Here is a 15,372-nt window from a genome sequence, read left to right on the forward strand (position 1 = left end):
CGCCCACCCCACTCCCCGGGCGATACGCGTGCTAAGGAGCCCGCGATGAGCGACATGATCACCGCGGACCTGGTCGATCTCGACCTGTCCGCCGACACCAAGGAAGCGGCGGCGCGTGCCCTCGCGGAGCGCATGGTGGCCCTGGGCCGGGTGACCGACCTGGACGGCTTCCTCGCCGACGTGGCCGCCCGCGAGGCACAGATGCCGACCGGCCTCGACGGCGGCATCGGCATCCCGCACTGCCGCAGCGAGCACGTCACCGAGCCGACGCTCGCCTTCGGCCGCAGCGCCGCGGGCGTCGACTTCGGCGCGCCGGACGGCCCCGCCGACCTGATCTTCCTGATCGCCGCGCCGGCCGGTGCCGACGACGCCCACCTGACGATCCTGTCGTCGCTGGCCCGGCAGTTGATGAACCCCGAGTTCACCGGCGCGCTGCGGTCGGTGGGGGACGCGGCGGCCGCGGCGGCGCTGATCCGCGGGGACGCGCCGGCGGCGGACGCCGAGGGCGTGAGCGGCGCGGGCGCGGACGAGGACGGATCCGCGGGCGCGGGCAGCGCGGCGGAGGGTGCGAAGGGCGCCGCGAGCGCCGCTCAGGGCGCCTCCACAGACTCCGTGGCGTCGTCGGTGGCGGCCTCCGCCGACGCCGCCACGGACAGCACGGCCCCGGCGCCGGGCGCGAGCGTCGAGGACGCCTCCGCCCCGGCGCCGGGCGCCCCCTCCGCCGACGAGCGCCCCTTCCGCATCGTCGCGGTCACCTCCTGCCCGACCGGCATCGCCCACACCTACATGGCGGCCGAGTCGCTGGAGAACGCGGGACGCGAGTCGGGCGTCGAGGTCGTCGTCGAGACGCAGGGCTCGGCGGGCTTCACCCGGCTCGACCCGGCGGTCATCGCCGCCGCGGACGGCGTGATCTTCGCCCACGACGTGCCCGTACGCGAGAAGGAGCGCTTCGCCGGGAAGCCGACCGTCGACGTCGGCGTGAAGGCCGGCATCAACCGCCCCGGAGAGCTGATCTCCGAGGTGCGCGGGAAGGCGGCGCGCGGTGAGGTGACCGCGGGCGCCCCCGCGGGCAGGGGCACGCCGGTCGAGCGCGCCGGCGACGCCGGCGAGGGGTACGGCACCAAGCTGCGCAAGTGGCTGATGTCCGGCGTGAGTTACATGGTCCCGTTCGTCGCGGCGGGCGGTCTGCTGATCGCCCTCGGGTTCGCGATCGGCGGATACGAGATCAAGACGGCACCGTCGGTGATGGACCACTTCGTGTGGACCCAGACGGACAGCTGGGCGGCCCTCCTCTTCCAGATCGGCGGTGTCGCCTTCGGCTTCCTCGTCCCGGTCCTGGCCGGCTACATCGCGTACGGCATGGCGGACCGGCCGGGTCTCGTCCCCGGGTTCGTGGGCGGCATGATCGCGTCCACGATCAACGCGGGCTTCCTCGGCGGCCTGGTCGCCGGTCTGCTCGCAGGCGGTGTGGTGATGGCGATCCAGCGGATCAACATCCCCGCGGTGCTGCGCGGCATCATGCCGGTCGTGGTGATCCCGCTGATCTCCTCGGCGATCGTCGGGTTCCTGATGTTCGTCGTCGTGGGCAAGCCCATCGCCTCCGCCCAGAAGGGCATGACCGACTGGCTGAACAGCCTCTCCGGCTCCAACGCCATCCTGCTCGGCGCCCTGCTCGGCCTGATGATGTGCTTCGACCTCGGCGGACCCGTCAACAAGGTCGCGTACACCTTCGCCACCGCCGGCATCGCGGTCTCCAGCCCGAGCGACTCGGCCATGAAGATCATGGCCGCGGTCATGGCCGCCGGCATGGTCCCGCCGCTCGCGATGGCCCTGGCCACGACGGTCCGCGGCAAGCTCTTCACCGAGACCGAGCGCGAGAACGGCAAGGCCGCCTGGGTCCTCGGCGCCTCCTTCATCTCCGAGGGCGCGATCCCGTTCGCCGCGGCCGACCCGCTGCGCGTCATCCCCTCCTCCATGGTGGGCGGCGCGATCACCGGCGCCCTGTCGATGGCGTTCAGCGCCACCCTGCGCGCCCCGCACGGCGGCATCTTCGTGGTCCCGCTGATCGGCAACCCCTTCCTCTACCTGATCGCCATCGCGGTCGGCGTGTGTCTCACGACCGCCCTGGTCGTGGTCCTGAAGGGGATGCGCAAGCCGGCGCCCGGCGCCGTGAGCCCCGGCACCGCCGCCGACCCGGCCGCGGCGACGGCCGATACGAAGCAGCCGGTGGCGGCGTAACCAGCGCCCCGCACTCCGTGTGGCGGTCGGCCGTGGTCCCCCAGGAGGGGCCACGGCCGACCCATGTCCCTTTGGCGCACTGTGAGTTGGTCGCGGCGTCTAAGTGGCAAGTGCGGCACCTGTACGACCTGCGAGATACGTCACGGTCCAGGCCTAAAATCCCGGACCGTGGTGTCTACTGGGCTCATGCCCGATGAGCACGTCTCGATACTCCAGTCGCTGGGCGTGGCGCTGCTGGCCCTCGCCACCGTCGTCTGGAGCTTCGGCCTGGTCCGCCTCCTGCGCCGCTACCGCTCCGGAGCAGCCCTGTGGGGCGCGGACGACACCCTGCGCGGCCTCCCGCCCCAGCGTCAGGGCGGTCCCCACCTGGAGGCCGTCGAACTGACCCCCGCGGAGCGAGACGCGTTCGCCGTTCTCGTACGCCGGCTCAACGACGGCCACTGAGGCGCGAGACACCGGCCTGGCGCTGAGGCGTGCGCCGGGACCGTGCGCCCCGCTTCACGCGCCGTCGGCGCGGGGGCTCAGGAAGCCTCAGGAAACCCGCGACGCGCGGCGCTCCATGGCGTCCCGCGCCGCGTCCTCGGTGACGTACACCTCGCACATGTGCCGCCCGTCCGGCGTCGCCGTGTGCTCGACCTCCCAGAGGGAGACCTCCGCGCCGTCACGCAGCAGGAACGCGTGCTCGTAGAGCGAGAAGCACAGCCCGGCACGGCCCGCCCGACACGGGCGTCCGAAGGCCTGCGTGATCTGGTGCGCGAACGCCGTGGCCAGTAACGCCGCCGTCTCCGCACCTGGCCGGTCCGCGTTCTCCGCGCGGCGCAGCAGCCGGCGCGCGTGGTCCGCCGAGTCGTCCGGCAGGTACGCGTGCCGGGGCGCGGGGACCGGCGACAGATGCACGGTCACCGGCAGCTCGAAGTCCGGCGCGTCCGGGGGCAGCGGCAGGCGGGCGGTGGCGGTGCGGACCTCCTCCTCGTCCACATACACCTCGTGCTGCGTGACGCTGCCCGGCGCGGTGTTGTGCACGAGCTCCCACAGGGTGAGCGCCGACCCGTCGGCGAGCAGCCAGGTGTGCCGGTACGTCTCCCTGTGCAGCCCCGAACTGTGGTGCGCCGAATGCAGCGAAGTGTCATACGCCAGCGCGCAGTCGAGTCGCCGTATGGTGTCGTCCGGCAACTCGAAGGAGTTCAGGGCACGACCGAGGAGCCGCTCGAGGTGCTCCTCCGGAGACTCGGGCGACTCGGGTGGTTCGTACGCAGTGGTCTCGTACGGAACGCTCAAGGTTTCTCCCGGCGTTGCTGCATGTCACCTTGTGGGTGCATACCGTAGCCCCTCGGCCGGACATCATGTCCGGGAACCGAGAAAACGTACGCCGGGAAAACGCGCGGGCCGGGCGAGAAGTTCCCGCTTGGCCCGATGATCCGTCAAAATCCGCCGCTCAGAGGCCGTTTGCGGTGATCACGGGGGCGCTCGCGATCAGCCGGCGCTCTGTCGGTACGTCTCGTGCGCCCGTCCCCGCCGCTCACTCGCCGCCGTACAACTCCTCGTAGGCAGGCCATACTCCGCCCGGCCCGTCCACCGACCGGGCGGCGCGCACGGCGCGTACGATCGCGCGCGTCACCAGGTCCGCACCGGACTCGAGGAGCGCGTTCAGCGCGAGGGGGTTCCCGGCGTCGAGTCGGTGCGCCCCCGTGGCCAGGGCGAAGACCGTGTCGCCGTCGTTCAGCATGTGCACCGGCCGTACGGCGCGTGCGATGCCGTCGTGTGCCGTACCGGCCAGCTTCTGCGCCTGCGCTTTCGACAGGTCCGCGTCGGTGGCGACCACGGCGAGTGTGGTGTTCAGCGGAGGGCGCCCGTTCTTCGCCGCGGCCTCGGCCAGGCGTCGGCGCGCGGCCTCGTGGACGTGCGCCTCCGGATGGTTCACGCGCCCCGAGAACAACTCCCCGTACAGCACGCCCGTTTCCGGATCCATCACCGACCCCACCGCGTTGACCACCACCAGCGCACCCACCGTGATCCCGGAGTCCAGCAGGGTGCTCGCGCTGCCCACCCCGCCCTTCATCGGCCCGGCGGCGGCTCCCGTGCCGGCTCCGACGCACCCTTCCCGCACGCTCGCGCCGACCGCGGTCGCCGCCGCGTCCTCGACCGCGGCCCGCCCGGTGGCGGCGTCGGGCCTGGCCCGGAAGTCACCGCCCCGCCCCAGGTCGAAGACGCAGGCGGCGGGCACCACCGGTACGACATGAGAGGGGTCCTCCCCGACCCGCACGCCGCGCCGCTGCTCCTCCAGCCACGCCATCACCCCGGACGCCGCGTCCAGCCCGTAGGCGCTGCCGCCGGTGAGCACGATCGCCTCGACCTTCTGCACGAGGTTGCGCGGGTCGAGGGCGTCGGTTTCCTTGGTGCCCGGGCCGCCGCCCCGGACGTCCACGGCGGCGACAGCGCCGCCTTCCGGGGCGAGGACGACCGTGGTGCCGGTGAGCCAACCGCCGCCGGTGCGTGTCGCGTGCCCCACCCGCAGCCCGGCGACGTCGGTCAAAGCGTCGACTGTCATGGAGCCAGTCTCGCCCGCGCCACCGCCACAGCGCGTGTGCGTCAGGCGACGGGACTGGTCGCCTGCTCCCCGCTCGTTCCGCTCGCCCCGCGCTCCCGGGCGACCATGCGCGCCGTCAACGCCACACCCGTCGCCACCGCGAGCGCCGCCACGATGCCCGCCGCCAACACCGCCCAGCTGCCGAGGAACGTGCAGACGATCACCAGCAGTGCCGTGACCGGCAGCACCAGCTGCTGGGTGATGCCCACCTTGAAGTAGCGCGAGTGCAGCGCCCACACGCACACCAGGTACAGCGCCGTGGGCAGAGTGACCGCGGCCGACGCCGCCAGTGTGGAGATGTGCGCCCTGCCGACGGCCTGCTCGACCGCCACCTCCAGCCCTGCACCGATGGCGGCGGCCGAGCCGAAGATCAGGTAGTGGCCGTAACCCCACAGGAACGCCTGGCCGCTGGTACGAAGACGTCCGTGGATCGGCACGACGAAGTAGATCCACCAGGCCGCGAAGACGATGAGCAGCCCACCCGCCGCGATCGGCAGCAGTTCGCCCAGCGCGTCGTGCTCGTCCACCCCCGACTGCACGGCGACCGTGGCCGCGGCGATCGTCTCGCCGATCACGATGATCGTGAACAGCCCGTACCGCTCGGAGATGTGGTGCGGATGCCAGGACGTGGCGAAGTCCTTCTCCGCGTAGAGCGGGACACACATCTCGACGATCGCCATCACCAGGAAGACCCACGGGCGGGCATGCTCCGGCAGAACGACCAGACCGAGCCAGCCGACCATGCACAGCAGCACGCCACCGGCGTACCGCAGCGCCGTGGTTCTCTCGGCTCCCTCCGCGGATCTCGCCGCTCTCAGCCAGTGCGCCGCCATCGCCAGCCGCATGATCACGTAGCCGAGCCAGACCACCAGGTAGTCGTGGTCCTCAAAGGCCCGCGAGATTCCGGCGGCCAGCACCAGTACACCGGCGATCTGCACCAGCGTGACGACTCGGTACAGGACGTCGTCGTTGTCGTAGGCCGAGGCGAACCAGGTGAAGTTCATCCAGGCCCACCAGATCGCGAAGAACTGCATCGCGTAACTCGCGATCCCACTGCCCGTATGTCCTGCGGCGACGGCGTGCACCAGGCCGACGCCCGCCTGCGCGACGGCCACCACGAAACAGAGGTCGAAGAAGAGCTCAAGGGGCGAGGCGACGCGGTGCGCCTCGTCACGGCCCCGGGCGGTGAGCCGACGCAGCGGTCCGTGACTCGCGGACGCGTCGGAGGAGCCCGAAGGCGGAGTCGAACTGGATGTCATGCGTTCCAGCACACCAGATCCTCCCACGCTCGACTTCGCCCTGCGCCCGGCCGACCTCGGCAACGAGGTCCACGTCCGCCCTGCCCCACCATCGAGCACACTGTCCTCGCTCGGAGCATCTTCGCGCCGGGATGGCTCCCGCTTTCAGGGCCGTACCCTGGAGACATGACCTCTGCCCCCGAGCCGCGCTCCCCGAAGCCCCCGCTGATCTTCGACGATCCGCTGGACCAGCAGTCCTCGGACGACACGGACCGCGGCTGGGGCGAGCGGCCGGGCACCGACGCCGACGCGGCGGCCGACCTCAGGCGCTTCCTCGACGAGAAGCCTCCCCACCACCTCTGAGCCGCGTCGGCCGCCGCCCGCCAGACCCGCCGGGTCAGGAGGGCCGCCGTCGTTACCGCCCGCCGTAGCCGGAGCCGCGCTGGGCGACCAGGGCGTCGCGGATCTCCTTGAGGACCTCCAGCTCGGTCACTTCGATCACCTCGTGCGTGCCCTCCCTGGCCTTCTTCCGGGCCTCCTGCCGCGCCAGGTACTTCGACATCGGCAGCACCATCAGGAAGTAGACGACCGCCGCGGTGATCACGAAGGTGAGGGTCGCGCCGAGAACGGAGCCCCACAGGATCCGGACTCCCGTCGCGCTGTCGCCCGTTCCGGTGCAGGGGCCCTTGAGGCAGGACGTGTAGCTGTCCAGGTTCTTGGTCCCGAACGCACCCACAACGGGGTTGATGATCCCCTTCACCACCGAGTTGACGATGTTGGTGAACGCGGCGCCGATGACGACCGCCACCGCCAAATCGACCACGTTCCCGCGCATCAGGAAGGCCTTGAAGCCCTGCCAGACGGTCGTGTCCTTCTTCTCGCTCACCGCGGGGCCTCTCCTCGCACGCACAGGTTGTGGAACAAACAGCTCCGCAACCTACGTCAACGCTGGGCCGTTCTGTCCAACGGGGTCGCTCGATCGAAGGGCTTGACAGAAAGTCCCGCATGAAACGGGCGAGGACGCTCAGCACAGTGTCACCGCCAGCCGTGCCGTGGCGCTCGCACCGGCGAGGCGTGCCGCGGTCGTACGGGGAACGGAGAGCACGACCAGCGCTCCGCTGTCGGTCGCGCTCTCCAAGGGTTCCGGCACCTTCGTCACCCGCGCCCCGCGCGCGACCACGCGTGCGTCGCCACCCGTGGCCGTCTCCTGGGCGGCGATGACGTCCACCCGGTCGCCGGGCCGCAGCAGCCGGACCGTGGCCGCGTCCGCGATGCGGACCGGCGCGACCACCATCTCGACGGCAGGGCGCTTCGGCACGGGATCCGCCACCGGATGCCCGCGTGCGCCGTCGCCGCTTCGCGGTCCCGCGGCCACCAGTGCGGCAGCAGTGACGGCGAGACCGGCTGCCAGGGCCCGCCTGCGGCTCCGCACGAGCCGCTGCAGTTGATGGCGCCCGCCGCGCACCCGCACGGGAGCGAAATGCGGAACCTCACATGTGGCGGGAGCGTCGGCGCCCGGCGGGCGTTGAGAAGAGGGGGAGAGGGGCGGGGTCGGAAGGGACATGGAGCATCACCACCTGCGTCGGAGAATCGGCTTGCAGGCCCACGATGAGGCTTCGAGCCGATCTCCGCCGGGGCCCGTGGACTACCGACGAGTTGTGGAAAACTCCGTCCCTCGAACGGGGAGTTCCGTACCGGAATCAGTCCTCGCGGCTCCATGAATCACATGGCGTACCCGACCCCCTGTCCGTCACCGCGTCACGGCAGCTCGAACCCCGGATCCATCCCGCCGAGCGCCGTCGTGCACAGGCAGTCCCGGTCCTCGTTGGCCGGCAGGGCCGCCACGGCGTCGAAGAGAACACCCCGCAGCCGGTCCACGTTCGCCGCGAAGACCCGCAGCACCTCGTCGTGCGAGACGCCCTCGCCGGTCTCGGCGCCCGCGTCGAGATCGGTCACCAGGGTCATCGACGTGTAGCACAGCTCCAGTTCACGGGCGAGCGCAGCCTCGGGGTGACCGGTCATGCCCACGACGGACCAGCCCTGTGCCTGGTGCCACAACGATTCCGCACGGGTCGAGAAGCGCGGTCCCTCGACCACGACCAGCGTGCCGCCGTCCACGGGCTCCCAGTCCCGGCCACGTGCGGCCTTCAGCGCAGCCGCCCGCCCCACCGGGCAGTACGGGTCCGCCAGGGACACGTGCACCACGTTGGGGACGGAGCCGCCAGGCAGCGGCTGCCCGTCGAAGTACGTCACCACCCGGGACTTCGTCCGGTCGACCAACTGGTCCGGCACCAGCAGCGTGCCGGGCCCGTACTCGGGGCGCAGACCGCCCACCGCGCAGGGCCCGAGGACCTGCCGCACGCCCACGGAGCGCAGGGCCCACAGGTTGGCCCGGTAGTTGATCCGGTGAGGCGGCAGATGGTGGCCGCGTCCGTGCCGGGGCAGGAAGACGACGCGCCGTCCGGCGACCTCGCCGAGGAAGAGGGAGTCGCTGGGAGGGCCGTACGGGGTGTCCACCTGGACCTCGGTCACGTCGTCGAGGAACGAGTAGAAGCCCGAGCCGCCGATTACACCGATCTCTGCGTTCGCCATGGCCAGCACAGTATCCGTCCCCGGCGACGCACGGAGAACCGGCCGCGAACGCCGAGAACCCCGCCGTCGTACGACGGCAGGGTCCCGGAAGCGGTGCCTAGGCGGCGGAGCTGCTGCTGGAGGAGGTGCCCGTGCCCGAGGACTTCGAGTCCGAGGACTTCGAGTCCGAGGACGACGTGGTCGAGGTCGCCGGCTTGGACGACGACGGCGAGCTGCTCGACGAGGAGCCGCGGCTGTCGTTGCGGTAGAAGCCCGAGCCCTTGAAGACAATGCCGACCGCGGAGAACACCTTCTTCAGGCGGCCACCGCAGTTGGGGCACTCGGTCAGAGCGTCGTCGGTGAACTTCTGCACCGCCTCGAGGCCCTCGCCGCACTCGGTGCACTGGTACTGGTAGGTGGGCACTGTCTTCCTCCTGGCACTCTCACTCAATGAGTGCTAACGAGGGTCCATAGTGACGTATTCCTGAGGATCAGTCCACCGTGACCGGCACGCGGTGACCGACGCCACGCGCGACGGTCCGGCCGCGGGGGTGTGCCACGAGCCTGGAGCGCAGCGCCAGGAGGGTCGCCAGGGCGAGCACTGTACCGGCCATCGGCACCAGGAACCCCGCGCCGTCCCAGAAGCGGTCCTCGAGCTGTCCGGCGACCGTGACGGCGGCCGCCTGGCCGAGCGCCACCGCACCGGTGAGCCAGGTGAACGCCTCGGTACGAGCGCCGGCCGGAACCAGTCCGTCGACCAGCGTGTAACCGGTGATCAGCGCGGGCGCGATGCACATGCCGACGAGCAGGCCGAGGCCGGCCAGGACGAACAGCGAGTGCGCGGCCCACAGGCCGGAGGCCACCAGAGCGAGCGCGCCGTAGCCCACGACGAGGCGGCGTTGCGGCGCGGTCCTCCACGCGACGGCGCCGCAGACGATGCCGGAGAGCATGTTGCCCGCGGCGAAGACGCCGTACAGCACGCCGTTCAGTCCGGGCTCCCCGATCGACTCGCTGAACGCGGCCAGCGACACCTGCATGCCGCCGAAGACGGAGCCGATGCCCAGGAACGCCACCACCAGGACGCGCACTCCGGGCACCCGCAGAGCGGACGCGTGCTCCACGCGCGCGTGCGCGGCGAGGGTGATCACCGGCTGCGTGCCCTTCTGCGCCGCGAACAGCAGGCCGCCGAACAGGGTGAGCCCTGCCTCCGTCACCAGGCCCGCGGCCGGAGTCACGGTGGTGCACAGGGCGGTGGCCAGCAGCGGACCGAACACGAAGGTCAGCTCGTCGGTGACGGACTCGAAGGCGGCCGCAGTGGTCATCAGGGGCGTGTCCTGCAGTTTCACGCCCCAGCGGGCGCGCACCATCGGGCCGATCTGCGGCACCGAGGCACCTGTCGGAACGGCCGCCGCGAACAGTGCCCACAGGGGCGCGTGGGCGAGCGCGAGCGCCGTCAGCGTGAGCCCCGCGAGCGAGTGCAGCAGCACCCCGGGAATGAGGACGGCGCGCTGCCCGTACCGGTCGGCGAGCCTGCCGCTGTAGGGCGCGAAGAGGGCCATGGAGACGCCGGTGACGGCCGCGGTGGCGCCCGCGGCGCCGTACGAGCCGGTGGTGTGCTGCACGAGCAGCACGATGGAGATGGTGAGCATCGCGAACGGCTGGCGCGCCGCGAAGCCGGGAAGCAGGAACGTCCAGGCGCCGCGGGTGCGCAGCAGCTGTCCGTATCCGGGGCGGGCCGGCGCCGCCGAGTTCCTGGACGGCTCGGTGGTGACCGTGGATGCCACGGCCCGTGCCTTTCTGCCGCCTGGTAGCGCGCCCGTGCGGGGGCGCCGAGAGCTGTCCTCTTGCGCGGAACTGCGGTAGATACCGGTGTCCACTGAGGAGGACTGGCCGGCCGCCATACGGTCGCGCCAGCTCTGCGTCAGGCAGAGTTGGTTCGATCAGGGTGCGCCTTCATCGTACAGGGATCAATGGTTTGTGGGCCTGTGAAAACGAGCACCACGCGCGCGTTCACCTGCGATTGGCAACGGTGTGAACCGTACGAAACGCGCCCTTAACGGCCCGGTGTGTACGGGCCGGGCGCCGTCCGCGGCGCGACAGTGCGGGTTCAGCGCCCCGCGCCCGCCCCGTTGGTCCCCAGCCACCCGGCCAGCTTGCCGCCGTGGCCCACGGCGCGCAGCCGCCGCTCCGCGGCGTCCCGCACCGGATCGGTGGCGACGACCAGCAGTTCGTCGCCGCGCCGCAGCACCGTCGTCGGCATAGGAACAAACGATTTTCCTTCGCGGACGACGAGCGTGACGGCGGCTCCGGCCGGCAGACGCAGCTCGTTGACCTCGACGCCGTGCATCTTCGAGCCCTCGGGGATCGCCACGGACAGCAGGTGTCCGCGCAGTCGCTCCAGCGGGGCCGACTCGATGCCCAGGTCCGCCGCCTCGCCGCCCTCGCCGAGGTTCAGCTTGCGGGCCAGCCACGGCAGGGTCGGCCCCTGGACGAGTGTGTAGACGGCGACGAGGACGAAGACGATGTTGAAGATGCGGCGGCTGGAGTCCACGCCCTCCACCATCGGGATCGTCGCCAGGATGATGGGCACCGCCCCGCGCAGCCCGGCCCACGACATCAGCGTCTGCTCCTGCCAGGGCACCCGGAACGGCAGCAGGCACAGCACGACGCTCAGCGGACGCGCGACCATGGTCAGCGCCAGGCCGATGACGAGGGCGGGCACGACGTCGTCCCCGAGGTCGTGCGGCGTGACCAGCAGGCCGAGCAGGACGAACATGCCGATCTGGGCGATCCAGCCGAGCCCGTCGGCGAACCCGCGCGTGGCGGGCCAGTGCGGCAGCTTCGCGTTGCCCATCATCATCGAGGCGAGGTAGACCCCCAGGAAGCCGCTGCCGTGGGCCAGCGCGCCCGCGGCGTACGCCGTCACCGCGATCGCCATGACGGCGATCGGGTAGAGGCCGGAGGCGGGCAGTGCCACGTGCCGCAGCCCCCAGGAGCCGAGCCAGCCCACCGCGAGACCGATGGCCGCACCGATGGCGAGTTCGAGAGCTATCTCGCCCAGCAGCACGTACCAGTGCTCGACCGGGCCGGCCGTGGAGAACGCCACCACCAGGATGACCACGGGAGCGTCGTTGAAGCCGGACTCGGCCTCCAGCGTGCCCGTCACGCGCGCGGGGAGGGGAATCCTGCGCAGCACCGAGAAGACCGCCGCCGCGTCCGTCGAGGAGACGACCGCGCCGATGATGAGGGCCTGCCGCCATTCCAGCCCGACCAGGTAGTGCGCGGCCGTGGCCGTGACCCCGACGCTCACCGCGACTCCGGCCAGCGCAAGCGCGGAGGCGGCGGGCAGCACCGGCCGGACCTCCTTCCACTTCGTGCCGAGACCGCCCTCGGCCAGGATCACGACGAGGGCCGCGTATCCGATGACCTGGGTGAGTTCGGCGTTGTCGAAGCGGATGTCGCCGATGCCGTCCTGGCCCATGAGGATCCCTATCGCCAGGTAGACGAGCAGGCTGGGGAGCCCGCTGCGCGAGGAGATCCGGACCGCTGCCACGGCGACGAGCAGGACGAGCGAGCAGACGAGCAGAAGCTGGTTGAGGTGGTGGACAGTCAGCGGCCGTTCCCTTCCCTGACTCACACGCGTCCCGCGCGGGAGCTCACGTACATGGGACACGAGGTCGTGGGACTCCGCATCCAAGTACTTCGTTACCTTACCTAACTCTTGACGATTTCTTGACGCTCCGCGAGGCAAGATCGAACGCCCGCTCGCGCTCGTTCCCGACACCGCGTCAAGGGGCTCGGGGCCCTGCGCCTATGGTTGCTCCAGCGCTCATTCAAAGTCACAGCCCGCCTGCCGCTCGCGTTAGGACAGCAAGGACAGCGATGCCCCCCAACATCACCGCCACAACGGGTGACAAGCCCGCCAAGTCCGGCAGGAAGAAGGGGCGCAAAGCCCGACTCATCGTGCTGGTACTGGTCTTGGCCCTCATTGCGGGCGTTGCATACGGGGCGTACTGGTCCATCAGTACCGTCCGCGCCTCCTTCCCGCAGACGACGGGTTCGATAACACTCGACGGTCTGTCAGGCCCCGTCGACGTCAAGCGCGACAATTACGGCATCCCGCAGATCTACGCCTCCTCGGACGAGGATCTGTTCATGGCGCAGGGCTACGTCCAGGCGCAGGACCGGTTCTACGAGATGGACGTGCGCCGTCACATGACCGCCGGGCGCCTGTCGGAGATGTTCGGCAAGGGCCAGGTCAAGAACGACGAGTTCCTGCGCACCCTGGGCTGGGACCGGGTGGCCCAGCGGGAGTACGACACCAAGCTGTCGGCCTCCACGAAGAAGTACCTCCAGGCCTACGCCAAGGGAGTCAACGCCTACCTGCAGGGCAAGGACGGCAAGGACATCTCCCTCGAGTACGCGGCCCTGGGCTTCACCAACGACTACAAGCCGGAGAGGTGGACCCCGGTCGACTCGGTCTCGTGGCTGAAGGCGATGGCCTGGGACCTGCGCGGCAACATGCAGGACGAGATCGACCGCGCCCTGATGACCAGCCGCCTCGGCCCCAAGCAGATCGCCGACCTGTACCCGGACTACCCGTACAGCCGCAACAAGGCGATCGTCCAGGAGGGCCAGTACAACGACCTCACCAAGGCGTTCGAACAGAACGGCAGCTCGTCCACCAGCGGAACGTCCACCAGCGGAACGTCCACGGGCGGAACCTCCACCAGCGGGACGTCGACCGGCGGAACCTCCACGAGCGGAACCTCCACGAGCGGCTCTACGGGCGTTTCCGCCTCGACGGCGTCCTCGGCGCTGCAGAGCCAGCTTTCCGGCCTCTACAAGGTCCTGGACGACGTTCCCGCCGCCGTGGGCGTGAACGGCCAGGGCATCGGATCCAACTCGTGGGTCGTCTCCGGGGATCACACCATCACCGGCCACCCCCTGCTCGCCAACGACCCGCACCTGTCGGCCTCGCTGCCGTCCGTCTGGTACCAGATGGGCCTGCACTGCCGGACCGTCTCCAGCAAGTGCCAGTACGACGTCACCGGTTACACCTTCGCGGGCATGCCCGGCGTGGTCATCGGCCACAACCAGGACATCGCCTGGGGCATGACCAACTCCGGCGTCGACGTCACCGACCTCTACCTGGAGAAGCTCACCGGCGACGGTTACCTCTACGACGGCACGGTGAAGCCCTTCAAGACCCGCACGGAGACCATCAAGGTCGCCGGCGGCGCCTCCAAGAAGATCATCGTCCGCCAGACCGCCGACGGCATGCCGCTGCTGTCCGACCGGGACGACGAGCTCGTCAAGGTCGGCAGGAAGGCCACCGTCGACACCGCCGCCCCCGACCGCGGCGACGGCTACGGCGTCGCGTTGCGCTGGACCGCGCTGGACCCGGGCACCTCCATGGACGCCGTCTTCGCCATGGACAAGGCATCGAACTGGAGCGGCTTCCGTTCCGCCGCCGCCCTGTTCGACGTGCCCTCGCAGAACCTGGTCTACGCCGACAAGGACAACATCGGCTACACGCTGCCCGGAAAGATCCCCACGCGCGCGAAGAAGGACGACGGCTCGATCCCCGCGCCGGGCTGGGACTCCAGCTACAAGTGGACCGGGTTCATCCCCGAGAAGGCGCTGCCCTACGAGTACAACCCGAAGCGCGGCTACATCGTCACCGCCAACCAGGCGGTGGTCGACCCGGACAAGTACCCCTACACGCTCACCACGGACTGGGGGTACGGGACCCGCAGTCAGCGCATCACCGACCTGATCGAGTCGAAGATCAAGGACGGCGGCAAGGTCTCCACGGACGACATGCGCCAGATGCAGCTCGACAACAGCAGCGAGATCGCCAAGCTGCTCGTGCCCACACTGCTGAAGATCGACATCAAGGACAAGAACGTCCGCGAGGCGCAGCAGCTGCTTGAAGGCTGGGACTACACCCAGGACGCCGACTCGGCCGCGGCCGCCTACTTCAACGCCGTCTGGCGCAACATCCTCAAGCTGGCGTTCGGCAACAAGCTGCCCAAGGAACTGCGCGTCAAGGGCCAGTGCCTGTGGGTCGACCCGGTCAACACCACCGGCCCCGCGGACGCGACCAACAAGGTCCGCGAGTGCGGCCAGCGCGACGCCGACCAGGCGCAGCCGGACGGCGGCGACCGCTGGTTCGAGGTCGTGCGCACCCTGATGAACGACCCGAAGAGCGACTGGTGGACCACGCCCAAGTCGCTCACCCGGCCGGGAGCGCAGAACAACCGGGACGACCTGTTCAAGCGCGCCATGATCGACGCCCGCTGGGAGCTCACCGCCAAGCTGGGCAAGGACATCGACACCTGGAGCTGGGGCCGGCTGCACCGCCTGTTCCTGAAGAACCAGACCCTCGGCACCGACGGCCCCGGTTTCCTGCGGTACATCCTCAACCGCGGCCCCTGGAAGCTCAGCGGCGGCGAGGCGACCGTCAACGCCACCGGCTGGAACGCGGCCGGCGGATACGGCGTGGTGTGGGTCCCGTCGATGCGCATGGTGGTCAACCTCGACGACCTCGACAAGTCGAAGTGGATCAACCTCACCGGAGCCTCCGGGCACGCCTTCAGCGCCCACTACACCGACCAGACCGGCAAGTGGGCCGACGGTGAACTCCTCGACTGGAACTTCTCCGACAAGGCCGTCGACAAGAACACGAGCGACACGCTGGTGCTGAAGCCATGAGGCCGAGCCTCCGGGCGTGAG

At 70.4% G+C, this 15,372-nt stretch carries 13 protein-coding genes; 4 read left to right on the plus strand and 9 right to left on the minus strand.

Annotated features, from left to right (window positions below; all coding sequences use genetic code 11):
* Positions 1-45 precede the first annotated feature (45 nt).
* Positions 46-2,238, plus strand: a complete 2,193-nt coding sequence (locus GRC12_RS16910) for a PTS fructose transporter subunit IIABC (RefSeq protein WP_208780117.1) — start codon at positions 46-48, stop codon at positions 2,236-2,238.
* Between the two features lie 186 nt (positions 2,239-2,424).
* Positions 2,425-2,682: a hypothetical protein gene (locus tag GRC12_RS16915; protein WP_208780118.1), complete on the plus strand. Its 258-nt coding sequence runs from the start codon at positions 2,425-2,427 to the stop codon at positions 2,680-2,682.
* An 87-nt stretch (positions 2,683-2,769) separates the two neighbouring features.
* On the opposite strand, the gene GRC12_RS16920 is transcribed toward GRC12_RS16915, so the two are convergent.
* The 3 genes from GRC12_RS16920 to GRC12_RS16930 all read right to left on the minus strand — a co-directional run bounded on the left by GRC12_RS16920 (position 2,770) and on the right by GRC12_RS16930 (position 6,084).
* Positions 2,770-3,516 (minus strand): DUF6227 family protein, encoded by a 747-nt coding sequence (locus GRC12_RS16920; RefSeq protein ID WP_208780119.1) that lies wholly within the window; start codon positions 3,514-3,516, stop codon positions 2,770-2,772.
* Between the two features lie 241 nt (positions 3,517-3,757).
* Positions 3,758-4,786 (minus strand): P1 family peptidase, encoded by a 1,029-nt coding sequence (locus GRC12_RS16925; RefSeq protein ID WP_208780120.1) that lies wholly within the window; start codon positions 4,784-4,786, stop codon positions 3,758-3,760.
* 41 nt (positions 4,787-4,827) lie between these two features.
* On the minus strand, positions 4,828-6,084 hold the full coding sequence (locus GRC12_RS16930) for a low temperature requirement protein A (RefSeq protein ID WP_208780121.1): 1,257 nt from the start codon (positions 6,082-6,084) through the stop codon (positions 4,828-4,830).
* A 165-nt stretch (positions 6,085-6,249) separates the two neighbouring features.
* Between GRC12_RS16930 and GRC12_RS16935 the strand changes: the two genes are divergently transcribed.
* Positions 6,250-6,426, plus strand: coding sequence for a hypothetical protein (locus GRC12_RS16935; protein WP_208780122.1), 177 nt, complete (start codon positions 6,250-6,252; stop codon positions 6,424-6,426).
* Positions 6,427-6,478: 52 nt separating this feature from the next.
* On the opposite strand, the gene mscL is transcribed toward GRC12_RS16935, so the two are convergent.
* The 6 genes from mscL to GRC12_RS16965 all read right to left on the minus strand — a co-directional run bounded on the left by mscL (position 6,479) and on the right by GRC12_RS16965 (position 12,271).
* On the minus strand, positions 6,479-6,949 hold the full coding sequence (gene mscL, locus GRC12_RS16940) for a large conductance mechanosensitive channel protein MscL (protein ID WP_208780123.1): 471 nt from the start codon (positions 6,947-6,949) through the stop codon (positions 6,479-6,481).
* A gap of 138 nt (positions 6,950-7,087) precedes the next feature.
* Entirely contained in the window at positions 7,088-7,627 is a 540-nt protein-coding gene (locus tag GRC12_RS16945) for a hypothetical protein (protein ID WP_208780124.1), read from the minus strand.
* Between the two features lie 194 nt (positions 7,628-7,821).
* Positions 7,822-8,655, minus strand: a complete 834-nt coding sequence (locus tag GRC12_RS16950) for an S-methyl-5'-thioadenosine phosphorylase (protein ID WP_208780125.1) — start codon at positions 8,653-8,655, stop codon at positions 7,822-7,824.
* A 97-nt stretch (positions 8,656-8,752) separates the two neighbouring features.
* Positions 8,753-9,058 carry an FmdB family zinc ribbon protein gene (locus GRC12_RS16955; RefSeq protein WP_208780126.1) on the minus strand — a complete coding sequence of 102 codons (306 nt, stop codon included), beginning with the start codon at positions 9,056-9,058 and terminating at the stop codon, positions 8,753-8,755.
* Positions 9,059-9,125: 67 nt separating this feature from the next.
* Entirely contained in the window at positions 9,126-10,418 is a 1,293-nt protein-coding gene (locus tag GRC12_RS16960; protein ID WP_208780127.1) for an MFS transporter, read from the minus strand.
* A gap of 323 nt (positions 10,419-10,741) precedes the next feature.
* Positions 10,742-12,271 carry a potassium/proton antiporter gene (locus GRC12_RS16965; RefSeq protein ID WP_308286564.1) on the minus strand — a complete coding sequence of 510 codons (1,530 nt, stop codon included), beginning with the start codon at positions 12,269-12,271 and terminating at the stop codon, positions 10,742-10,744.
* A 245-nt stretch (positions 12,272-12,516) separates the two neighbouring features.
* On the opposite strand from GRC12_RS16965, the gene GRC12_RS16970 reads away from it, so the two are divergent.
* Positions 12,517-15,351, plus strand: a complete 2,835-nt coding sequence (locus GRC12_RS16970) for a penicillin acylase family protein (RefSeq protein WP_208780129.1) — start codon at positions 12,517-12,519, stop codon at positions 15,349-15,351.
* The last annotated feature ends 21 nt before the right edge of the window (positions 15,352-15,372 follow it).

This window comes from Streptomyces griseorubiginosus (assembly GCF_017614965.1).
GTDB lineage: Bacteria > Actinomycetota > Actinomycetes > Streptomycetales > Streptomycetaceae > Streptomyces > Streptomyces griseorubiginosus_B.